At 73.0% G+C, this 20,770-nt stretch carries 25 protein-coding genes; 15 read left to right on the plus strand and 10 right to left on the minus strand.

Features of this window, described 5'->3' with window-relative positions; genetic code table 11:
- Positions 1–3: 3 nt before the first annotated feature.
- Genes NBH00_RS12165 through NBH00_RS12175 form a run of 3 tightly spaced genes read left to right on the plus strand, consistent with a single transcriptional unit; the run spans position 4 to position 3,298 of the window.
- Positions 4–963: an alpha/beta fold hydrolase gene (locus NBH00_RS12165; RefSeq protein ID WP_254573585.1), complete on the plus strand. Its 960-nt coding sequence runs from the start codon at positions 4–6 to the stop codon at positions 961–963.
- 47 nt (positions 964–1,010) lie between these two features.
- Positions 1,011–2,312: an acyl-CoA dehydrogenase family protein gene (locus tag NBH00_RS12170; RefSeq protein WP_254573586.1), complete on the plus strand. Its 1,302-nt coding sequence runs from the start codon at positions 1,011–1,013 to the stop codon at positions 2,310–2,312.
- A gap of 5 nt (positions 2,313–2,317) precedes the next feature.
- Positions 2,318–3,298, plus strand: coding sequence for a M28 family metallopeptidase (locus NBH00_RS12175; protein ID WP_254573587.1), 981 nt, complete (start codon positions 2,318–2,320; stop codon positions 3,296–3,298).
- Positions 3,299–3,308: 10 nt separating this feature from the next.
- Here NBH00_RS12175 and NBH00_RS12180 read toward each other — a convergent pair whose 3' ends face one another.
- Positions 3,309–3,974 carry an MBL fold metallo-hydrolase gene (locus tag NBH00_RS12180; RefSeq protein WP_254573588.1) on the minus strand — a complete coding sequence of 222 codons (666 nt, stop codon included), beginning with the start codon at positions 3,972–3,974 and terminating at the stop codon, positions 3,309–3,311.
- A gap of 45 nt (positions 3,975–4,019) precedes the next feature.
- Between NBH00_RS12180 and NBH00_RS12185 the strand changes: the two genes are divergently transcribed.
- Both NBH00_RS12185 and NBH00_RS12190 read left to right on the plus strand, forming a co-directional pair.
- Positions 4,020–4,982: a 4-hydroxy-3-methylbut-2-enyl diphosphate reductase gene (locus tag NBH00_RS12185; protein ID WP_254573589.1), complete on the plus strand. Its 963-nt coding sequence runs from the start codon at positions 4,020–4,022 to the stop codon at positions 4,980–4,982.
- Positions 4,983–5,043: 61 nt separating this feature from the next.
- On the plus strand, positions 5,044–6,156 hold the full coding sequence (locus NBH00_RS12190; protein WP_254573590.1) for a metallophosphoesterase family protein: 1,113 nt from the start codon (positions 5,044–5,046) through the stop codon (positions 6,154–6,156).
- Positions 6,157–6,163: 7 nt separating this feature from the next.
- Here the strand turns inward: NBH00_RS12190 and NBH00_RS12195 are convergent, their stop codons facing one another.
- Positions 6,164–6,934: a thioredoxin domain-containing protein gene (locus NBH00_RS12195; RefSeq protein WP_254573591.1), complete on the minus strand. Its 771-nt coding sequence runs from the start codon at positions 6,932–6,934 to the stop codon at positions 6,164–6,166.
- A 237-nt stretch (positions 6,935–7,171) separates the two neighbouring features.
- On the opposite strand from NBH00_RS12195, the gene NBH00_RS12200 reads away from it, so the two are divergent.
- The 4 genes from NBH00_RS12200 (at position 7,172) to NBH00_RS12215 (ending at position 9,868) form a co-directional block, all read left to right on the plus strand.
- A complete protein-coding gene (locus tag NBH00_RS12200) occupies positions 7,172–7,906 on the plus strand; it encodes a hypothetical protein (RefSeq protein ID WP_254573592.1) in 735 nt (244 codons plus the stop codon).
- 87 nt (positions 7,907–7,993) lie between these two features.
- A complete protein-coding gene (locus NBH00_RS12205; RefSeq protein WP_254573593.1) occupies positions 7,994–8,449 on the plus strand; it encodes a hypothetical protein in 456 nt (151 codons plus the stop codon).
- The gene (locus NBH00_RS12210; RefSeq protein ID WP_254573594.1) at positions 8,446–8,772 is read left to right on the plus strand and encodes a hypothetical protein; all 327 of its coding nucleotides are present in this window, start codon (positions 8,446–8,448) and stop codon (positions 8,770–8,772) included. Before NBH00_RS12205 ends, NBH00_RS12210 begins: the two co-directional genes overlap by 4 nt.
- Positions 8,773–9,007: 235 nt before the next feature.
- A complete protein-coding gene (locus NBH00_RS12215; RefSeq protein ID WP_254573595.1) occupies positions 9,008–9,868 on the plus strand; it encodes a hypothetical protein in 861 nt (286 codons plus the stop codon).
- Positions 9,869–9,883: 15 nt separating this feature from the next.
- Here the strand turns inward: NBH00_RS12215 and NBH00_RS12220 are convergent, their stop codons facing one another.
- Genes NBH00_RS12220 through NBH00_RS12230 form a run of 3 tightly spaced genes read right to left on the minus strand, consistent with a single transcriptional unit; the run spans position 9,884 to position 12,231 of the window.
- A complete protein-coding gene (locus NBH00_RS12220; protein ID WP_254573596.1) occupies positions 9,884–10,540 on the minus strand; it encodes an SCO family protein in 657 nt (218 codons plus the stop codon).
- Positions 10,541–10,600: 60 nt separating this feature from the next.
- Positions 10,601–11,233, minus strand: coding sequence for a response regulator (locus NBH00_RS12225; RefSeq protein WP_254573597.1), 633 nt, complete (start codon positions 11,231–11,233; stop codon positions 10,601–10,603).
- Positions 11,230–12,231, minus strand: a complete 1,002-nt coding sequence (locus tag NBH00_RS12230; protein WP_254573598.1) for a sensor histidine kinase — start codon at positions 12,229–12,231, stop codon at positions 11,230–11,232. Before NBH00_RS12230 ends, NBH00_RS12225 begins: the two co-directional genes overlap by 4 nt.
- Positions 12,232–12,596: 365 nt before the next feature.
- On the opposite strand from NBH00_RS12230, the gene moeB reads away from it, so the two are divergent.
- The 6 genes from moeB to NBH00_RS12260 all read left to right on the plus strand — a co-directional run bounded on the left by moeB (position 12,597) and on the right by NBH00_RS12260 (position 16,484).
- Positions 12,597–13,778 (plus strand): molybdopterin-synthase adenylyltransferase MoeB, encoded by a 1,182-nt coding sequence (gene moeB / locus NBH00_RS12235; RefSeq protein ID WP_254573599.1) that lies wholly within the window; start codon positions 12,597–12,599, stop codon positions 13,776–13,778.
- A gap of 95 nt (positions 13,779–13,873) precedes the next feature.
- A complete protein-coding gene (locus NBH00_RS12240) occupies positions 13,874–14,149 on the plus strand; it encodes a ubiquitin-like small modifier protein 1 (protein ID WP_254573600.1) in 276 nt (91 codons plus the stop codon).
- 124 nt (positions 14,150–14,273) lie between these two features.
- Positions 14,274–15,248, plus strand: a complete 975-nt coding sequence (locus tag NBH00_RS12245) for a PLP-dependent cysteine synthase family protein (protein ID WP_254573601.1) — start codon at positions 14,274–14,276, stop codon at positions 15,246–15,248.
- A gap of 99 nt (positions 15,249–15,347) precedes the next feature.
- Positions 15,348–15,530, plus strand: coding sequence for a Sec-independent protein translocase subunit TatA/TatB (locus NBH00_RS12250; RefSeq protein WP_254573602.1), 183 nt, complete (start codon positions 15,348–15,350; stop codon positions 15,528–15,530).
- 55 nt (positions 15,531–15,585) lie between these two features.
- A complete protein-coding gene (locus NBH00_RS12255) occupies positions 15,586–15,987 on the plus strand; it encodes a M67 family metallopeptidase (protein WP_254573603.1) in 402 nt (133 codons plus the stop codon).
- On the plus strand, positions 15,984–16,484 hold the full coding sequence (locus tag NBH00_RS12260; protein ID WP_254573604.1) for a hypothetical protein: 501 nt from the start codon (positions 15,984–15,986) through the stop codon (positions 16,482–16,484). The genes NBH00_RS12255 and NBH00_RS12260 overlap by 4 nt, the downstream gene beginning before the upstream one ends.
- Positions 16,485–16,503: 19 nt before the next feature.
- Here NBH00_RS12260 and NBH00_RS12265 read toward each other — a convergent pair whose 3' ends face one another.
- The 5 genes from NBH00_RS12265 to NBH00_RS12285 all read right to left on the minus strand — a co-directional run bounded on the left by NBH00_RS12265 (position 16,504) and on the right by NBH00_RS12285 (position 20,767).
- Complete coding sequence (locus NBH00_RS12265; protein WP_254573605.1) at positions 16,504–17,259, minus strand: hypothetical protein; 756 nt, start codon at positions 17,257–17,259, stop codon at positions 16,504–16,506.
- Positions 17,256–18,278: a DUF1152 domain-containing protein gene (locus NBH00_RS12270; RefSeq protein WP_367401325.1), complete on the minus strand. Its 1,023-nt coding sequence runs from the start codon at positions 18,276–18,278 to the stop codon at positions 17,256–17,258. The genes NBH00_RS12265 and NBH00_RS12270 overlap by 4 nt, the downstream gene beginning before the upstream one ends.
- The gene (locus tag NBH00_RS12275) at positions 18,245–18,877 is read right to left on the minus strand and encodes a DUF1802 family protein (protein ID WP_254573607.1); all 633 of its coding nucleotides are present in this window, start codon (positions 18,875–18,877) and stop codon (positions 18,245–18,247) included. Before NBH00_RS12275 ends, NBH00_RS12270 begins: the two co-directional genes overlap by 34 nt.
- A gap of 245 nt (positions 18,878–19,122) precedes the next feature.
- Complete coding sequence (locus NBH00_RS12280) at positions 19,123–19,878, minus strand: class I SAM-dependent methyltransferase (protein WP_254573608.1); 756 nt, start codon at positions 19,876–19,878, stop codon at positions 19,123–19,125.
- Positions 19,879–19,891: 13 nt separating this feature from the next.
- Positions 19,892–20,767: an NAD(P)-dependent oxidoreductase gene (locus NBH00_RS12285; protein ID WP_254573609.1), complete on the minus strand. Its 876-nt coding sequence runs from the start codon at positions 20,765–20,767 to the stop codon at positions 19,892–19,894.
- Positions 20,768–20,770 lie beyond the last annotated feature (3 nt).

Genomic DNA, 20,770 nt, shown 5'->3' on the forward strand with positions numbered 1-20,770 from the left:
CTCGTGCCCGGCCCCGTCCCGCTCACCGACTGGCCGGCCCTGCCGGGCGTCCGTCACGAGCAGCTCCACGCCGGCGGGATCGACGTCCACCTCGCCTCCAGCGGCCCGGAGGACGGTCGGCCCGTCCTGCTCCTGCACGGCTTCCCGGAGCTGTGGTTCTCCTGGCGCCACCAGCTCCGCGCGCTCGGCGAGGCGGGCTATCGCGTGCTCGCGCCCGACCTGCGCGGCGTCGGCGGCACCGCCGCGCCGGCGAACCCGGACACGTACGACCTCCTGCACCTCGTCCGCGACGCGGTCGGCGTGCTCGACGCGCTGCACCTCGAGCGCGCCACCGTCGTCGGCCACGACTGCGGCGCTCCGCCCGCCTGGTGGACGGCGGCGATCCACCCGCAGCGCGTGCAGGCCGTCGCCGGCCTGTCGGTCCCGTTCCTGCCGCGCGCGCCGGAGCCGCCGGTGCCGATCATGCGCGAGCACCTCGGCGAGGACTTCTACATCGTCCACTTCCAGGAGCCCGGCGTCGCCGAGGCGATGCTCGCCCGCGACGTCCGCCGGACGCTCGCGACGACGAGGCAGTGGTCACGCAGCTGGGGCGAGGTCGAGGACGACGTCCCGCCCTGCCCGCCGTCCATGACCGAGGACGAGCTCGGCGTGTTCGCCGCCGCCTACGCGCGGACGGGGTTCACCGGGGGGCTGAACTGGTACCGCAACCTCGATCGCAACCAGCGGGTGATGGGGGAGTGGGACGGCGTGCACGTCACGGTCCCGGCGCTCTTCGTCCAGGGCTCGCGCGACCCGGTGCGCCACTTCATGCCCGCGGCCGCGATGGACGGCCTCGTCGACGACCTGCGCATCGAGATCCTCGACGGCGCCGACCACTGGATCCAGCAGGAGCGTCCCGCCGACATCAGCGCCCTGCTGCTCGGCTTCCTGGCGGCGACCGGCGGGCCCGGCCGCCGGGACTAGACTCGGCCGCAGCGGTCACGACGGCAAGCACGACAGGAGAGCACGACATGGCGTGGGACTTCAGCACCGAACCCGAGTTCGAGGAGCAGCTCGCGTGGATGCGCGAGTTCGTCCGGGAGGAGATCTGGCCGCTCGAGTCGATCTACGGCGAGCTCGACCAGGCGCAGGTCGACGCGATCTACGCCCCGCTGCAGGCCCGGGTCAAGGCCCGGGGCCTGTGGGCCGCGCACCTCGAGCCCGAGCTCGGCGGGCAGGGCTTCGGCCAGGTGAAGCTCGGGCTCATGCACGAGATCCTCGGCACGAGCCCGTTCGCGCCGAACGCCTTCGGCTGCCAGGCGCCGGACAGCGGCAACAGCGAGATCCTCGCGCTCGTCGGCACCGAGGAGCAGAAGGACCGCTACCTGCACCCGCTCCTGAACGGCGACCTGAAGTCCGCCTTCTCGATGACCGAGCCGCACACCGCCGGCAGCGACCCGACCCTGCTCCAGACCCGCGCGGTGCGCGACGGCGACGAGTACGTCATCGACGGCCACAAGTGGTTCTCGTCGAACGCATCGATCGCCGACTTCCTCATCGTCATGGCGGTCACCGACCCGGACGCGCGCGCCCACCAGCGCGCCACGATGTTCATCGTCCCCGTCGACACGCCCGGCGTGAACATCCTCCGCGACGTCTCGACGATGGAGCACCCGCAGGAGGAGTTCGGCAAGCTCGGCGGCCACGCGGAGATCCGCTACGAGAACGTCCGCATCCCGGTGGAGAACCGCCTCGGCGACGAGGGCGCCGGCTTCCTCATCGCCCAGCACCGGCTCGGGCCCGGCCGCATCCACCACTGCATGCGCTGGCTCGGCGTCTCCCAGCGCGCCTTCGACATGCTCTGCGAGCGCGCCCAGTCGCGCTACGCCCACGGTGGCCTGCTCGCCGACAAGCAGACCGTCCAGAACTGGATCGCGGACTCCGCGGCGCAGATGCAGGCGGCACGCCTCATGACGCTGCACGCCGCCTGGAAGATGGACACGCAGGGGGCGAGCGCGGCGCGCACCGACATCGCCCTCATCAAGTTCTTCGGGGCGGGCGTGCTCCACGACGTCGTCGACCGCGCCCTGCAGGCGCACGGCTCGCTCGGCTACTCGACCGACATGCCGCTCGAGGCGATGTACCGCTTCTCGCGGGCCGCGCGGCTCTACGACGGCCCCGACGAGGTGCACCGCCAGTCGGTCGCGCGGCAGCTCCTGCGCGGCTACACGGCCCCGCTCGATGGGGTCCCGACCGAGCACGTCCCGACGCGCCAGGCCGCCGCGCGCGAGAAGTTCCAGCACATCCTCGCCGCCGCGACGGCGAACGACTGACGGCCGTGGACGCGGGCCCCGACGAGGACGCCGGCCCCGGGATCGGCCGCACCCACCTCTCGGGGCCGCTGCTCGCCGCCGCGCTCGCGGCGCCGCTGCTGCTGCTCGCCGGGCTCGTCTACCTCGCCACGAGCGTCTCGCTCTTCACGGGCGGGCCGTCCGCCGCGCGCGCCGACACCCTGCCGCTCGCGAAGGCCCGGGCGTTCGACGCCCGGGCCGCGTACCGCCTCACCGCCGAGCAGGTCCGCTACGGCCAGCGCCCCGCGGGCTCACCGCAGCTCGCGCGGCTCGCCGAGCGGCTGCGGCCCCTGCTGCCCGACGGCCGCTTCGAGCCGCTGCCGGGGTCGACGGCGGCGAAGCCGCTGCGCAACATCGTCGGCACGCTGCCGGGCACGAAGCCCGCCATCGTCATCGGCGCCCACTACGACACGCTCGTGAAGCCGAAGGGCTTCGTCGGGGCGAACAACGGCGCGGCGGGCAGCGCGATCGTCATCGAGGTGGCGCGGGCCCTGCGGGCGCTCAGGCGCCCCGCCGGCGCGCCCGAGCTGAAGTTCGTCCTCTTCGACGGCGAGGAGCCCGACGCGGGGCTCCCGGAGGAGCAGGCCGACTTCTACCACGCGGGCCTGCGCGGGTCGCGGGCCTACGTGGCGCGGCACCCGGGGCAGACGCGGGCGATGCTGCTGCTCGACTACGTCGGCGGGCGGCGCCTGCAGCTCCCGCGCGAGGGCAGCTCGGACCGGGCGCTGTGGGGCGACGTCCGCGCCGCCGCCACGCGCGCCGGCGTCGCCGCCGTCTTCCCGGACCGCACGGGCGTCCTCATCCAGGACGACCACACGCCCTTCCTCCGGGCCGGCGTCCCCGCCGTCGACTTCATCGACTGGTCCTACCCGGGGCACACGCTGAAGGACGGCATGAAGCGCATCGACGTGCGCGCCCTCGACGCGGTCGGCGAGACCGTCGTCGCGTACCTGCGCGGCGTGCGCTGAGGCCGGGCGCTCAGACGGAGCGGCAGAACGCCGCGAACGCCGCGGGGTCCCGGTGCGGCGGCCCGTGGCCGAAGAGGACGGTCGCCGGCTCGAGCGTCCCGAGGCGCCGGATCGACTCGCGGTTGCGGGCCGCGTCGGGGGTGAAGATCGCCAGCGGCTCGCGGAGCCCGCGCGGGAGGCCGAGGAGCGGATGCTGGTTGTTCAGGACGTCGCCGAGGATGAGCACGCGGTCGCGCTCGCGCCAGAGCGAGATGTGGCCGGCGCTATGGCCCGGCGTGTCGAGCACGGTGAAACCCGCGACGTCGTCCCCCTCGTGCAGCGCACGGGCGACCGGGTGTCCCGGCCCCGCCATGACCTTCCCGAAGAGCGTGTTCAGCGGATGCGGCGGCTGCCGCTTGGCGATGAGCGAGGCGTCCTCCGCGGGCGGGACGTCGAGCTCGCCGACCCTCAGCGGGATGTCGAGCTCGGTGCAGATCGCGTGGCTCGCGCCCTGGTGGTCGGGGTGGGCGTGGGTGAGGACGTGGGCCGTCACCACGTGCCCGCGCAGCGCCCGGCGGATGCGGCCCGCGTCGAGCTTCGTCATCGCGTCCACGAGGACGTCGCCGACGAGGTACGCGTTGATGGCGTAGGGCGGCAGCCCGGTGATGAGGTGGACGTCGTCCGCGATCTGCTTCACGCCACGAGCGTATCCCGGCGCGCGCGACGCCGTACCATGAGGACCATGCCCGTCGCCCCCGAGAAGCTCCTGCTCGCCGCCCCCCGTGGGTACTGCGCGGGCGTCGACCGCGCCGTCCAGACGGTCGAGCGCGCCCTCGAGCTCTACGGGCCGCCCGTGTACGTCCGCAAGGAGATCGTCCACAACAAGCACGTCGTCGAGACGCTCCGGGCGAAGGGCGCCATCTTCATCGACGAGCTCGACGACACCGTGCCCGAGGGCGCGATGACGGTCTTCAGCGCGCACGGCGTCTCGCCGATGGTCCACGCCGACGCCGAGCGCCGCGGCCTGCGCACGATCGACGCGACCTGCCCGCTCGTGACGAAGGTCCACCGCGAGGCGGTGAAGTTCGCGCAGGACGGCTACACGATCGTCCTCATCGGGCACGACGGCCACGAGGAGGTCGAGGGCACGATGGGCGAGGCGCCCGAGCACATCGTCCTCGTCGAGACCGAGGCGGACGTCGACGCCCTCGAGCTCGAGGACCCGTCGAAGGTCGCGTACATCTCGCAGACGACGCTGAGCGTCGACGAGACGAAGGCGATCATCGCCCGCCTGCGCGAGCGCTTCCCGCAGATCACCGGGCCCCGCACCGACGACATCTGTTACGCGACGACGAACCGCCAGGTCGCCGTCAAGCAGATGGCGCCGCAGTGCGACCTCGTCCTCGTCATCGGCTCGCAGAACTCCTCGAACTCGAACCGGCTCGTGCAGGTCGCCGAGGAGCTCGGCACGCCCGCGCACCTCATCGACAACGCCTCCCAGATCGACGAGGCGTGGCTCGAGGGAGCCGCGACCGTGGGCATCTCGTCCGGGGCCAGCGCGCCGGAGGAGCTCGTCCAGCAGGTCGTCTCGTTCTTCCGCGACCGCGGCACGACGGACGTCAGCGAGTTCGAGGTCATGCAGGAGGACGTCCGCTTCATGCTCCCGAAGCCGATCCGCGTCGCGATGGCGGCCGCCGAGGCCTGAGCCGCCCGCCGGGCGCGCCCGCCTCGCGGTGCGCGCCGCGCGCGGCACTACGCTGGCGCGCATGCGGACCGTCGTCGTCAGCGACCTGCACCTCGGCGCCCAGCGGGCGACCGACGTGCTCCGGCGGCCGGAGCCGCTCGCCGCCTTCTGCGCCCACCTCGAGGGGGCCGGCCGGCTCGTGCTGCTCGGCGACGCGATCGAGCTCCGGCACGGCCCCGCCCGCGACGCGCTCGCGATGGCCGAGCCGGTCCTCGCCGCGATCGGCGCCGCCCTCGGCCCGGCCGGCGAGATCGTCCTCGTCCCCGGCAACCACGACCACGGGCTGCTCACCCCGTGGCTGCGCGCGCGGGGTGCCCGCCGGCGACCCCGACCGCTCGCGCTCGACGAGGCCGCCGGACCGCGCGCGACGCCCGCGGTCCGCCGCCTCGCCGCGGCCGCCGCGCCCGCGACGCTCAGCGTCCGCTACCCGGGCCTGTGGCTGCGCGAGGACGTCTACGCGACGCACGGGCACTACCTCGACTGCGTCACGACGCTGCCGGCCTTCGAGCGCCTCGGCGCCGGCATCACGACGCGGATCATGGGCCCGCTCCCCGCCGGCCCCGGCGCCGCGACCCCGGACGACTTCGAGGCGCGCCTGGGGCCGATGTACGCGTTCCTCGACGCGCTCGCCGAGACCCGGGACGGGCGCTGGGCCCGCGGGCCGAGCGGCAGCTCCGCGTCGGCCTCCGCGTGGGACACGCTCTCGTCGTCGAACCGCGGGCCGCTCCGCGCGCGGGCGCTCGCCGGGCTCTTCCCGCTGGGGATCCTCGGGCTGAACCGCGTCGGCATCGGCCCGCTGAAGGCCGAGCTCACCGGGGAGGCGCTGCGCGACGCCGGCCTCGCCGCGATGGGGGATGCGCTGGCGCGCCTCGGCGTCGACGCGCCGCACGTCGTCTTCGGGCACACCCACCGCGCCGGCCCGCTGCCGGACGACGATCCGGCGCCGTGGCGCACGCCGGCGGGGACGCAGCTGCACAACTGCGGCTGCTGGTCGGACGAGCCGGTCCTCACCCGCGGGGGGCCGCAGTCGCCCTACTGGGCGGGACGCGGCGTCGAGGTCGACGCGGACGGGCCGCCGCGCCTCGTCCGCATCATCGAGGACCTCGGGACGGCGGAGACCCGCGAGGGGGACTGAGCGGCGGCTACGCGTCCGCCGGCGCGAGGCCCGGCGTGAAGCACGTGGCGAGGCACTCGACGCCCTCGCCGACCTCGAGCTCGAGCACGCCGGCGGTGTGCTCCTCGTGCCAGACGAGGTTGAACGCCCCGGCGGTCGTGAGCTCCATCGCCATGCCGTTCGTCGTGACCGTGCCGGCCCCGGTGAAGACGCCCCAGACCCCGCCGGCCTCGTACGGGCCGCTGTACGGCCCCTCGACGTCCTCGGTCGGGACGACGACGAGCGCCTCGGGATCGTCCTCGGCCCGCAGGAGGCCGACGTCGTCGCCGTCGTCCTCGAGCAGCTCGCGGATGACGGCCTCGGTCTCGAGGTACCCGCCCTCGCCGTGGTGGACGTCGACGAGCCGGCCCTCGCCGGAGAAGAGGTAGCGCGCGGGCCAGCCCGGGTTGTCGTACATCCGCCACAGCTCGAACTCGGAGTCGATGAGCACCGGGTGCTCGATCCCGAGCCGGCCCACCGCCTCGCGGATCGCCGCCTCGTCCTGGGACGCGGGGTACCCGCCGCAGTGCACCGAGATGACGCGCAGGCCGGTCGTGGGGGAGGGAACGGCGCCGTACCGCTCGTGCCACGCCTTGAGGTACGGGAGCGTCCGCAGCGAGGGGACGCGGAGGAAGTCCCAGAACTCGACGAGCACCGGGCGGCCGCGCTGCTTGTCCATCCGCAGCGGGGCGACGTTCACCCACGGCAGCTTGGCCGGGAACATCGGCGCGGGGATCTCGACGTCGGCGGGGACACGCACGGGGTCGCGGACCGTAGCAGCACCGGCCGGCCTCGGACGTTCGTCCAGACGCCACATCGACGGGCGGCGCACCGGTATTCATCGTTCGGCTGCCGACGATGGTCGCTCAAGGTTTCTCGTCGGATGTTCGATGGTCACCTGGGCAGAGGCTTGCGTCGACCGGCGTAAACCAGGTAGTTCTCCCTCATCACCCGCGGGTCCACCCGTCCCACCGAGTTCTGTTCCCAGGAGGAACGCATGCGCAAAGTCGCGCTCTTGGCCGTATCCATCGCCGCGCTGTTCGGCATCGTGTCCGTCGCCATGGCCGCCGTGACGGCCGACCAGGGCCTCACCGTCAAGACGACGGGGAAGAAGGGCACGAAGGCCAAGCCCCGCCCGATCGGCTTCACCGTCACGACGACGACGAAGGGCACCGGCGCGACGCCGGACGGCACCTTCGGCACCTCGCAGGCGGTCATCCACTTCGACAAGAACCTGAAGTTCAACAACAAGAAGTTCCCGACCTGCGCGATCAACGTCGTCGTCGCGACGCCGGACAAGTGCCCGGCGGGCTCCAAGGTCGGCTCCGGCAGCGCGAACGCGAAGATCGAGCCGGCTCCCGGCACGCTCGCCGCCAACCCGACGATCCAGGCCTTCAACGGCCCGAAGGGCGCGTTCTACCTGCGTCTGGCCAAGGGCACGATCGACCCGGTCGACGACACCGGCGTCATCCCGGCGAAGCTCTCGAAGGACACGGGCAAGTACGGCAGCAAGCTGACCGTCTCCATCCCGAAGGCGTACTACAACAACCTCGGCCTGCGGATCACGCTCACGCGCTTCCTCACCAAGGTCAAGGCGACCTACAAGGGCACGCCCTACATCGTCTCCACGGGCTGCACCGGCAAGAAGTACAACTTCGGCGGCGACTTCACGTTCATCGACGGCGCCGGCGCGACGAACAAGGTCTCGGTGAAGACCACCTCGAAGTGCTGATCGGCTGACACAGCCGCTGCCGTACCGACGTCCTCCGGGGCGGGCCGCCGACGCGGCCCGCCCCGGCGTCGTTCTAGGATGCGCCGCATGAGCCAGAGGCAGCGCATCGCCGTCATCGCCGTCGCGGTGGCGGTGCTCGTCGTGGGATTCGTCATCGCGAACGGGAGCAAGAACGACAACAAGGGCTCCTCGTCGGTGGCGTCGGTCACGGCGACCACGACGTCGGCCGCCTCCGGCACCACGACCGCCGCCACGACGAGCACCGCCGCGGCCCCGGCCCCGGCGACGCCGGTCATCACCATCACCGGCGGCAAGCCCGCCGGCGGCATCAAGAAGCTGACGTTCGCCAAGGGCGACGACGTGCGCTTCACCGTCGCCTCGGACGTCGCCGACGAGATCCACGTGCACGGCTACGACTTCCACAAGGACGTCGCGAAGGGCGGCAGGGTGAGCTTCGACTTCCCCGCGAAGATCGACGGCATCTTCGAGATCGAACTGGAGAACGCCGGCGTCCAGATCGCCGAGCTCAAGGTCACTCCGTGAGAGCCTGCGCGGCGCGCACCCTCGCCGCCGCGCTGGTGGCGAGCACGACCCTCGCCGCCCTCGGGCCCGCCGTCGCCTCCGCCCACGGGCTCGTCGGCCGTCAGGACCTCCCGATCCCGAAGTGGCTGTTCGCGTGGGCCGCCGCCGCCGTCCTCGTCATCTCGTTCGTCGCGCTCGCGACCCTCTGGCCGAAGCCGCGCCTCCAGGACGCCCCAGCCGGCCGCCGGCTGCTCGGCGTGCCGCGGCTGCCCGCCGAGATCGTCTGCGGGGCGCTCGGCGTCCTCGCCTTCGCCATCACCGTGCGGGTTCGCGGGCGCCCATGACGAGAACGCGAACCTCGCGCCGACGGTCATCTTCGTCATCTTCTGGGTCGGGTTCCCGGTCCTGAGCCTGCTCCTCGGCGACGTCTTCCGTGCCTTCAACCCGTGGCGGGCGGTCGGTCGCGCCGTCGGGACGCTCGCCGCGCGGGCGGGCGGGGCGACGCAGCCCGAGCCGCTCGAGTACCCCGCGTGGCTCGGCCGCTGGCCCGCCGCGGCGGGCATCCTCGTCTTCGCCTGGGTGGAGCTCGTCTCGACCTCCCGCCACGACCCGAGCCAGCTCGCGACGATGGCCTGCGTCTACGCCGCGATCCAGCTCGTCGGCATGAGCCTCTACGGCGTGGAGACGTGGTGCGACCGCGCCGACGCGTTCGGCGTCGTCTTCGGGTTCTACGGACGCATCCCCGCCCTGTACGTCGGCGGCGGCGAGCTGCGCACGCGCCCGTGGCTCGGCGGCGTGCCCGGCATCACGGTGACCGCCGGCACGGTCGGCCTGCTCTGCACGATGATCGGGACGACGAGCTTCGACGGGTTCTCGCAGGGGCCGACGTGGCTCTCGCTCGTCCCGCACCTCCAGGACCTCTTCCAGAACCTCGGCCTGAGCATCGGCCACGCCCTGCAGGCCGCCGAGACGCTCGGGCTCGTCGTGGTCGTGCTCGTCGTCGGCGGCCTCTACCGCCTCGGGATCGTCGGCATGCGGAGCGTCGGCGGGACGTCGGGCCCGGCCGGGCTCGCCGGCCGGTTCGCGCACTCCCTCGTCCCGATCTCGCTCGCGTACGTCATCGCGCACTACGTCTCCTCGCTCCTCTACCAGGGGCAGGCGATGGCCTATCTCGTCTCCGACCCGCTCGGCGACGGGCACGACTACTTCGGCACCGCGGACCGGGGCATCGACTACTTCATCCAGGCGACCGGCATCTGGTACATCCAGGTCGCCGCGCTCGTCCTCGGCCACGCCGCGGGCCTCGTGCTCGCCCACGACCGGGCGCTCGCGCTCTACCGCAAGGCCCGGGACGCCGCCCGCTCGCAGTACTGGATGCTCGCGATCATGGTCGGCTTCACGAGCCTCGGCCTCTGGCTGCTGAGCGCCTCGAGCCAGTAGCCGGGCCGTCGCGCCTCAGGCGGGGTGCCTGGCCGCGATGACCTTGCGCAGGTCGTGCGCGAGCGCCTCCGGCGTGATCGCGTCGACGGGGAAGCTCACGACCTGCCGCCCGTCGCGGCCGAGGATGAGCACCTCGATCGTGTGCTCGTCCTGCTGCTTGGTCCCCGGCCCCTGCGAGTGGACGAAGTACTCCTTCCACACGGGGGCGAGCTGCGCCCGCGTCCCGCGGAGGAAGTGCATGCGCCCGAGGAGCGACTGCTTCAGGAGGAAGCGCTTCGTGTTGAGCTCGGTGTCGCCGGCGGGGTCGACGCTCACCGCGAGGACGGGGACGTCCGCCGCCGCGCGGCCGAGCTCGTCGAGGCCGAGGCGGATCGCCGACGCCGTCGCCGGGCAGGTGTCCTGGCAGGTGGAGTACATGAACGTCAGGACGACGACCTTCCCGCGCTCGGCGGCGAGCGAGCGCGTGTGCCCGTCCTCGTCGGCGAGCGTGAAGTCGCGGACCTTCAGGCCGGGCGGGGCGACCGCGCCGACGTAGCCGAACGGGCCGACCGCCAGCCGCGCGGTGGAGCCCGTCTTCACGCCGCCGTCCGGCCCGAGGACGTAGACCCCGGCGAGGACGAGGGCGACGAGCCCGAGGACGGCGGCGAGGGTCAGCTGGACACGGGCGAGCACGCCGCCACAGGGTAGGCGACGCCCGTGGCCGCACGTCGCGCCCGCGGCCGGGCCGCGGCCTCAGGCCTCGATGAGCCCGCGGCGGATCGCGTAGCGGACGAGCTCGACGCGGTCGCGCATGCCGAGCTTGCGCAGGAGGTTGCCCCGGTGGGACTCGACCGTCTTCTCCGAGAGGTGGAGGATCTCGCCGATCTCGCGGTTCGTGTGGGCCTCGGCGATGAGCTTCAGGACCTCCTGCTCGCGCGGGCTGAGCGGCTCGCTCGGCCCCGACGAGGGGTCCGCGAGCCAGTCGCGGACGAGGCGGCGCTGCGCGCCGCTCGTGAGGAACGGCTCGCCGCGGGACACGGCGCGCACGGCGTCGACGAGCGCCCGGTCGGCCTCGGTCTTCAGGACGTAGCCGCCGGCCCCGGCCTTCAGCGCCTCGAAGAGGTACCGCTCGTCGTCGTGCATCGAGAGGATGAGGACGTTGATCTCGGGCGCCTGGAGCTTGATCTCGCGCGTCGCCTGCAGCCCGGTGAGCTTCGGCATCGAGACGTCGAGGATGCAGAGGTCCGGCCGCTGCTCGAGCGCGACGGCCACGGCCTCGGCCCCGTCGCCCGCCTCCGCGACGACCTCGAGGTCGGCCTGGCGGTCGAGGAGGAGCTTGAGCCCTCCGCGGACCATCGAGTGGTCGTCGGCGATCATGAGTCTCATGCCCATGCTCTCCTGGCGGTTTGGGGGGTGCTCGGCGCGGTGCGCCCGAGCTCGAGCTCGATCGTCGTCCCGCCGCCGGGGGTGGAGAGGACGTCGAGGCGTCCGCCGGCCTGGCGCGCGCGCTCGCGCATGCCGGCGAGGCCGTGCCCGCGGACGGCCTGCGGGTCGATGCCGCGTCCGTCGTCGGAGATCTGCACGACCCCGCGGGCACCCTTGCGCCGCACCGACACCGTGACGTGGCGCGCGCCGGCGTGCCGGGCGCAGTTGGAGAGCGCCTCCTGCACGACGCGGTAGACGACGAGCTGCTCGTCCTCGCGGAAGCCGTCGACGTCGCCGCCCATCTGCAGGCGCGCCTCGATGCCGGCCTTCGCCTGGAACGCGTCGATCTGGCTGCGCAGCGCGGCGGCGAGCCCGAGGTCGTCGAGCGCGGTCGGGCGCAGCTCGTGGGCGAGGCGCCGGAGCTCGCCCATCGCCTCGGTCGCCACGCGCTGCGTCTCCTGGAGTTCCGCCTGCAGCTCGGGCGGGGCGGCGAGCGTCGTGGCCTGCAGGCGCAGGAGGACGGCGGTGAGCGCCTGGTTGACCTCGTCGTGCAGGTCGCGGGCCAAGCGCGCGCGCTCGTCCTCCTGCGCGCGGAGCACGGCGTCGGCGGCCTCGGCCCGCTCGGTCTCCAGGCGGTCCATCATGCGGTTGAAGGCGGCGTGGAGGCGGACGACCTCCTCGGTGTCGGCCCGGCCGCTCGCCCGCAGGCCGCCCTCCGTGAGGTCGACCCGCTCCATCGTCTCGATGATCGCCTGCAGCGGCGCGAGCCGGCGGCGCAGGACGAACCCGTTCACGAGGACCGTCGCGAGGATCCCCGCCACGAGCACCGCGTACTGGCTGCGCTGCGCGCCGACCGAGACGTCGAGGCGCCCGGCCGCGCTCGTCGCCACCACGACGGCGGCGATCAACACCGTGTTGATCGCGAGCAGCTGGGTGATGAGGGTGGGGCGGCGGTTCATGCGAGGCGGGCCGGGAGGAGGCGGCAGGGGTGCAGTTGGGGTCTTCACCCCATATCGGCGTCCCGCGTCCGGTCCGATACCCCTGGTGAGCAAGCACTGGAGAGGCCCGCCGCATCACCACCCCGGCGGCGGGCCCCGCTCCGACCCTCCGAGCCTGGACCGCCCGGACCCGCACCACACTGCAGAAGTTCGGCCCCCGGGCCGGGCGCCTTCCCACGGGAGGGCTCCGGACCGGGGGCCGAACGCCGTTCTGAGCAGGCAGATCGCCGCCGCCGCCCCGGCGCGCGGCACCGTCGCCGGTGGTGCCCGCGCGAGGTCGCTATATTTTGTGAAGTAAACCCGAGCGAGATTCAGGTGATTTCCGCGTGAGCCCTTCCGGCGCAGAGTTCCTCAAGCAGGTCAAGAGCAGCATCGACGAGGTCGACCCCTCCGAGGTCAACCAGCTCGTCCACGAAGGCGTGACGATCGTCGACGTCCGTGAGACCGAGGAGGTGACCGCGGGCAAGCTTCCGGGCGCCGCCCACATCCCGCGCGGCTTCCTCGAGTCCCGCATCGAGTCGGTGGCCCCCGACCGCGGCCAGCGGGTGATCCTCTACTGCGCCTCCGGCAACCGCTCGGCCTACGCCGCGAACACCCTCGTGCGCGACATGGGCTACGAGAACGTCCAGTCGATGACCGGCGGCTACACGCTGTGGAAGGACCGCGGCTACGAGGTCGAGGTCCCCTTCGCGTTCAAGCCCGACCAGCGCCAGCGCTACAGCCGCCACTTCCTGCTGCCCGAGGTGGGCGAGGAGGGCCAGCGCAAGCTCCTGGAGTCGAAGGTCCTCCTGCTCGGCGCGGGCGGCCTGGGCTCCCCGACCGCGCTGTACCTCGCGGCGGCGGGCGTCGGCACGCTCGGCCTCGTCGACGACGACGTCGTGGACATCTCGAACCTCCAGCGCCAGGTCATCCACCGCACCGACACGGTCGACCTCCCGAAGGTCGACTCGGCCGAGCAGGCGATCAACGCCCTGAACCCCGACGTGACGGTGAAGAAGTACGAGACCCGCCTCGACGCCTCCAACATCATGGAGATCATCAAGGGCTACGACATCATCGTCGACGGCGTCGACAATTTCCCGACGCGCTACCTCCTCAACGACGCCTCGGTGCGCCTGAAGATCCCGGTCGTAAGCGCGGCGATCCTCGGCTTCGAGGGTCAGCTCAGCGTCTTCGCGCCGTACGAGGGGCCGTGCTACCGCTGCCTCTTCCGCGTGCCGCCGCCCGCCGAGCTCGCGCCCTCCTGCGGCGCCAACGGCGTCCTCGGCGTGCTCCCGGGCACGATGGGCCTGCTCCAGGCGACCGAGGTCATGAAGCTCATCATCGGTGCCGGCTCGCCGCTCATCGGCCGCCTGCTCATGTACGACGCGCTCGACGCGTCGACGAGCGAGGTCAAGATCCGGCGCGACCCGGAGTGCCCCGTCTGCTCCCGCGAGCCGGGGGCCATCACCGACGAGGAGATGGGCGTCTTCCCCGACTACGAGGCGTTCTGCGCCGCGGCGGGGTAGCGTCCCCGCCCGTCCCCGCACCCGCGCGCGCGGCGGCCCTCCGCCGCGCCGCCGCCCGCTCCTTCCTTCCCAAGCCACCCCAGAGGACCAACACCATGGCCACCATCCGCATTCCCCCCGTCCTGCGCCCGTCCGTGGGCGGCGAGCGTGAGGTCACCGCCGACGGCGACACGATCGAGGCCGTCCTGCGGTCCCTCACCGAGGCGCACCCCGAGACCGAGGCGCAGATCTTCGGCTCCGACGGCGACCTGAACCGGTACGTGAACGTGTACCTCAACGACGAGGACGTGCGCGTCCTCGACGGCCTGCAGACGGCGGTCGGCGCGGGCGACTCGCTCGTCATCCTGCCGGCGATGGCCGGCGGCCGGTAACCCCGCCGCGGGACCGCCGGCGGGCCCGCAGCGTGCCCGTCACGCGCCCGCAGTGAACCGGTGGCGGCCGCGTGGCGCGTACGCATGTTCGGCGCCCGCGGACCCTGGCTACACTTTATGAAGTATGGGTCAGCTCCCGCTCCAGAACCGTCCCTGCGGTGGTCGCTACAGCGACATCGTCGCCGCGATCGGTAACACCCCGCTCGTCGAGCTCAAGCGCCTTTCGCCGAAGCCCGGCGTCCGCATCTGGGCCAAGCTCGAGTCGCACAACCCGACGGGCTCGGTGAAGGACCGCGTCGCGCGGGCGCTCATCGAGGACGCGGAGGAGAAGGGCATGATCGGCCCGGGCACGACGATCCTCGAGCCGACCTCCGGCAACACCGGCATCTCGCTCGCGATGATCTGCAGCCGCAAGGGCTACAAGCTCCGCGTCGTCATGCCCGACAACGTCACGCAGGAGCGCACGCAGCTCCTGAAGATGTACGGCGCCGAGATCGTCTACTCGCCCGGCAACCTGGGCTCCAACGGCGCGGTCGCCATGGCGCAGGAGCTCGCGGCCGAGGACCCCACGATCTACATGCCGTACCAGTACGGCAACCCCGCCAACCCGCTCGCGCACTACAACGGCACCGCGGTCGAGATCCTCGAGGAGCTCGACGGCCAGGTCGACGCGTTCGTCGCGGGCCTCGGCACGGGCGGCACGCTCATGGGCAACGGCCGTCGCTTCAAGGAGGAGCTCGGCGACCGCGTGAAGATCGTCGCCGCCGAGCCGATGCAGGGTGAGCCCGTGCAGGGCCTGCGCTCCCTCGACGACGGCTTCATCCCGCCGATCATCGACCTGAGCGTCCTGGACCGGAAGATCTTCGTGACGAACCACGACGCGATCGTGTGGACGCGTCGCCTCCTCGACGAGGAGGGCGTCTTCGCCGGCGTGTCGAGCGGGGCCATCGCGTCGATCGCCGTGCGCATGGCGAACGAGATGGACGAGGGCAACATCGTCTTCATCGTCTGCGACGACGGCTGGAAGTACCTGAGCTCCGGCGTGTACACGCTGCCCGTCGACGAGGTCGCGAACCTCGATTCGACAATTTGGTGGTGAGTGAGCCAAAACGCGCCACCTTGCGTTAACCCAATCAGACCCCGACCCGCCTACGATGTGCAGGCGGGTCCTGAAGATCAACGACAAGGTTGTGACGCAATGCCGAACGTCGGCCCCATGGAACTCATCATCGTCCTCGCGATCGCGCTGATCGTGCTGGGCCCCAAGAAGCTCCCCGAAGTCGGCAAGTCCGTCGGCAAGGGCATGCGCGAGTTCAAGGACGCCCTCAGTGGCGACAGCGACTCCGACAAGGACGATCGCGCCGCCCTGAAGTCCGAGTAGCGCCCACTGCTTGCGCCGCGCGGACCCGCGCGGCGCAGTTAGTAGGTTCAGGGTCGTGAAGATCGACCAGTCCCTGCTCCAGGTCGTCATCGACCACGCGCTGCGCGACGCGCCGAACGAGTGCTGCGGCATGCTCGCCGTCCGCGACGGCGTGGCCGAGAAGGTCTACGAGCTCGAGAACGCCCAGCCGAGCCCGTTCCGCTTCGAGATCGAGCCGAAGGTGCTCCGGGAGACCTACCTCGCGATCGACGACGCCGGCGCGGACATGGTCATCTACCACTCGCATACGCGCTCGGACCCGGTGCCCTCGCCGACCGACGTGAACTTCGGGGTCAACTGGCCCGGGGTCGAGTGGCTCATCGTCGGGACGAAGGGCGAGGTGACCGTCCGCAGCTGGCTCATCTCCCCGCAGGGCGACGTGACCGAGGTCCCCGTCGAGGTGACCGGAGGCGGATGACCGCGTCCGAGCCCCTCGTCTGCCCGCGCTGCGCGACGACGCACGCCCTCGACGAGCGGTTCTGCCCGGACTGCGGGATGCCCCTCGTCTACGCGGGGACCACCGGCGTCGACCAGCCCGTGACCGCGGCGCACGCCCGGGCCCGCAAGGTGAAGCGGCAGTACCTCGACGGTGAGCTCGTCCGGGTCGCCGTCGCGCAGCACCAGGCCGAGGCCGAGATGATCCAGGGCCTCCTCCTCGAGGAGGGCGTCGCGTCGATGACCCGCCGCGCTCGCGGCTTCGACGTCCCCGACATGCTCGCGGCGGGGCCCCGCGACGTCCTCGTGCCGGAGGGTGGGGCCGCGGCGGCCCGCGAGATCCTGCTGGCGGCCGACGTCACCACCGGCGATCAGGGGCGCGGGCCGATCGACGCACCCTGGCGCATCGCGGCCGGCCTGGCGCTCGCGATCCTCGTCGTCGCGCTCGTCCTCTGGGTCGGGACGATCCTCACGACGTGAGGGCCCGCACCGCGGCGGGCTACTGCTGCCCGGCGAGGCGCGCGAGGTGGGTGCGCCAGAGGCCCCCGGCGTTGACGAGCGAGGTGCCGAAGGCACGCTCGAGCGCGCTCTCGGGACTGCCGTCCGGCAGCCGGCAGGCGATCGAGACGACGTGCTGCTCGCCGCGCTCCTGGGCCAGGAGGTCCAGGACGCTGCCGCCGAGCAGGAGCGCGTCCTTCACCGAGGGCGGGAAGGACGGCTCGCCGCCCTCGCGCAGGCGCCGGGCGATCGCCGGGCGCGCGTAGGGCGTCTGGCCGCCGAAGAACTGGCCCGCGCCGGCCCACAGCCACGCCCAGCGCAGCATGTGGCGGACCGACCGGGCGCGGAACGGGGGCGGCAGGTCGGGGTTGTTGTGCCCGACGACGAGCTGGGCGTACAGGGCGGCGGGGGCGAGGGTCGCCATCTCGTGCGATCCGGGGACGTTCGACGCCCGTGCGTCGGCGTGACGGGGCGCGAGCAGGTGCATGCTGTCGGTGGTCGGCCAGCCGACGAGGTAGCGGCGGGCGGCCGGGCTCGTCAGGCGCATGATGAGACCGAGCTCGGGCTGGGCCGCGTAGAGCTGCGCGCGGGTCCCGTGGAGGACGACGTCGACGACCTCCGGCAGGTCGGGGAAGAGGCGGCCGAGCCGCTGACGGGTGCCCTCGAGCAGCTCGAGGACCGCGACGACGTCGCCTGAGTCGACCGAGTCGTGACGCGCCGCGAAGTGCGGCGAGTCGGTCTCCTCCCAGCTGCTCACGGGAGCGGGTCCGGCACGGTGCCGGCCGCGGCGGCGTCGCGCTCGTAGGCGAGCTCGGTCCGGATGCCGCGCGCCTCGAGCAGCCGGTCGGCGTCCGCGAGCGTGCCGTCCGGGTCGAGCGCCGCCGCGAGGCGGGCGGGGCCGGCGAGGGCCGCGCCGACGTCGAACAGGCACAGGCGCCCGCCCAGCTCGGTGAGCTCGACGAGACGGCGGCCGCCGCGGATCGGCCGCTCGCCGCGATCGCCGCGGGCGCAGGCGATCGCCATCGCGCTCGCCTCGGTCGGGACGGTGACGGCGGCCGCGGCGAGCCGGGGGAGGAGCTCGGCGGGCAGCTTGATGCGGTCGACCGGGGCGCTGGTCGCCTCGAGCTCCGCCAGCCGCTCGGCGACCTCGGCGGGCTTCAGCTCCCCGTCGCAGCCCGCGCCGAAGAGCGCGCCGAGCACCGGGACACCGGCGGCCGCGCAGGCCGGGCCGGCGGCGAGCAGGACGGCGTCGGCGAGGGGGCTCGCCAGGCCGGCCTCGCCGCCGTGGGCGAGGACGTCCCCGCCGACGTCGAGGAGCACGACGAGGTCGGCGCCGCGCTGCCGCGCCGCATCTGCGAGGGCGCGGCCCACGGCGGCCGGCCCGGCGTTCGGGTCGACGAGCACGGTGGGGCGGCCGAGGAACCCGGCCATCCGGGCTTCGGCGAACGCGAAGCCGCCCGGTCCGGTGGTGTCCGGCCCGGCGACGGCGACCGCGAGGTTGAGGGGCTCGGCGCCGACGACCTCGCCCAGACGGCGCGGGCCGGGGAGCGGGTCGACCGGCCGGCGCTCCCAGGTGAGGCCCCCGACGACCGTCTCGAGGCCGCAGGCGGCGTGCGCCCAGACGGCGAAGGCGAGGGCGCCCACGACGTCGCCCCCGCCACCGATGCCGATGCACAGCGCGCGGGTGGCGCGTGCGACCGGATCGGGGACGGGGGCGGAGGTCGACAGGTTGCGCGGTACGGCTAGACCAGCGAGGGGATGTTCGCGCCCTCGCAGATGGCCTGGATGGAGGCCGAGGCGCCGGCGAACTCGTCGTCGTTGAGGACGGGCGTGCCCTCGAACGGCAGATCACGCGTGATCTCGAGCCAGGAGCGGCAGCCACCGAACTCGTCACGGACCTTGACGGTCACCGGGCGCGGGATGCGGTACGTGCGGAGCAGCAGCACGTGCAGCGGCTCGCGGCGCTTCCACGAGAGGCGCTTCTCCGCGTAGTCCGTGGTCCACACGTAGTACGGGGAGAGGTCGCAGACGATCCGCGGGTCCGACACCGTGAAATGCGCGGCGACCTCGGCCCAGGCACGGACGCGCACGCGGTCCGGCTGCGGGATCCCGCCGTCGCGCGTCAGCGCGTGCGCCGGAGGCTCACCGTCAGGCCAGACCCCCTCCTCGAGCGCGCGGCGCATCTCGGGCATGTGAGACGCGCGGACGAGGTCGTTGCGCTGATGGTCAAAGGTCGGATACAGGAAGAACCGTTCGTGCTCGAGCTCGAAGTGCTTGCCATCCTCGCGGATGCCACCCTTACGAAGCGTGAGAAGCTGCTCGCCCTCGGCGAGAGCACGGACGGTGACCGCCCATTCCTTGAAAGCAATTGGCATAACGAAGTCGGGGAGTTGGGAGACAGGGGAACGCGGGTCGCGGCGGCTGCGAGAAGCAAGCGGCGGCCCCGGCGCTGTCACATTGTCGCAAACAACGGTGCAAACCCCATAACTTCCCTGCAAATTGACACTTAAAGCTTGTGCATGCCTGGCGCGTAGACGCTCGACCGGAGGGCGAACGCCCCAGATCGGGACCTGGACCGCCGGGCGAAACGCCGCCGGACGCCGTCCGGATCCGGCCGGCCTCAGCGCCCGGCGCGCTCGCGGACCGCGCGGCGCGCGCGGCGGGCGGCCCGCAGGGCGCGCTCGGCGAGGATCGAGCGGTCGACGGTCGTGCGCTCGAGCGTGAGGGTCCGCGCGGCGCCGGGGACCTTGCGCGCCCAGCCCCACGTCTCGTTCTCGATGCGGAACTCGCCGAAGGCGGGGTGCGGCCGCAGGAGCACGTCGAAGATCTCGCGGACGTGCGGTGTGACGATCTCGTCGGCCGAGAGGTTCGGCGGCCGCTCGACGCCGCTGCGTTCGTAGGACCAGTCGAGGTCGTCGAGGGCCATCCACGCCCCGGGGCGCATGAGGCGCTCGGCGAGGAGGACCGCGAGGCCGTCGATGTGCCAGTCGTGCGAGCCGTCGAGCATGACGAAGTCGTAGGCGGGCTCGCAGTTGCCGGCCGCGTCGCTCCGGGCCTGGACCTGCTCCTTGAGCCACCAGGTGTAGGAGCTGTGGTCGACCCGGACGAAGGTCACGGCGCCCTCGAGCCCGGCGCGCGCGACCGTCTCCTCCGGCGTGGGGGACTGGAAGTGGTAGCGGTCGACGGTCGTGACGGTCCCGCCGCCGTTCGCCGCCACCGCGGCCGCGAGGTAGGAGACCGAGGCCCCGTGGGCGGTCCCGAGCTCGAGGACGTCGCGGGCGCCCGCTTCGCGCACGTGGTCGTAGAGCGCGCGGCCGTGCCAGCGATCGATGAACGGGACGCCGTCGATGGCGTCCGCGACGCGGTGGAAGTCCATCGGCGCCCGGGTCCTAGAGGCGGCGGCCGGCAAGGCCTTCGAGGGGCTCGAGCAGGGCGACGAAGTCCGCGTCGCCGAGGCCCCGGCCCATCGCCGCGCTGAGGACGTCGCGGGCGGCGGACGCGGCGGAGAACGGCACCCCGGCGCGCTGGGCCTCCTCGAGGCAGAGCCGGACGTCCTTGAGCATGTGCTCGAGCTTGAAGAGCGTCGTGTAGTCGTGCTCGCGCATCGGCCCGGCCTTGAGCGCGAGCGCGGCGCTCCCGCCCGAGCCGGCGTTCATGACCTGCACGAGCGCGTCGAGGTCGACGCCGGTCGCGGAGCCGACGAGCAGCGCCTGCGCCGCCGCCGCCGTGTTCGCCGCGGCCGTCGCGTTGTTGATGAGCTTCACCATCTGCCCCTGGCCGGTGTCCCCGACGTGGAGGACGAGGGCGCCCATGGCGTCGAGGAGCGGCCGCACGCGCTCGAAGTCCTCGGTGCGGCCACCGGCCATGATCGTGAGCGTGCCGTCCGCCGCCTTCGGGGAGGAGCCGGTCACCGGCGCGTCCATGAAGCCCCAGCCGGCGGCCGCGAGGACCGCGGAGGCGGTGCGGGCGGCCTCGGGGCCGATCGTCGACATGTCGACGAGCAGGCGGCCCTCGCCGTGGCCGGAGTTCGCGAGCTCCCCGGCGAGCGCCAGGACCTGCGGGCCGTCCACGACCATCGAGATGACGACCTCGGCACCGGTGGCGGCCGCGGCGGGCGTGGGCTGCGCGGTCGCCCCGTGCTCGGCGGCCCAGGCCGCGGCCTTGCCGTCGGTGCGGGTCCAGACGGACAGCTGGTGACCGGCGGCGGCGAGGTTCGCGGCCATCCGCGATCCCATGATGCCGAGGCCGAGGAAGGCGACTCTCATGCG

The sequence above is a fragment of the Paraconexibacter antarcticus genome (assembly GCF_024220175.1).
GTDB lineage: Bacteria > Actinomycetota > Thermoleophilia > Solirubrobacterales > Solirubrobacteraceae > Paraconexibacter > Paraconexibacter antarcticus.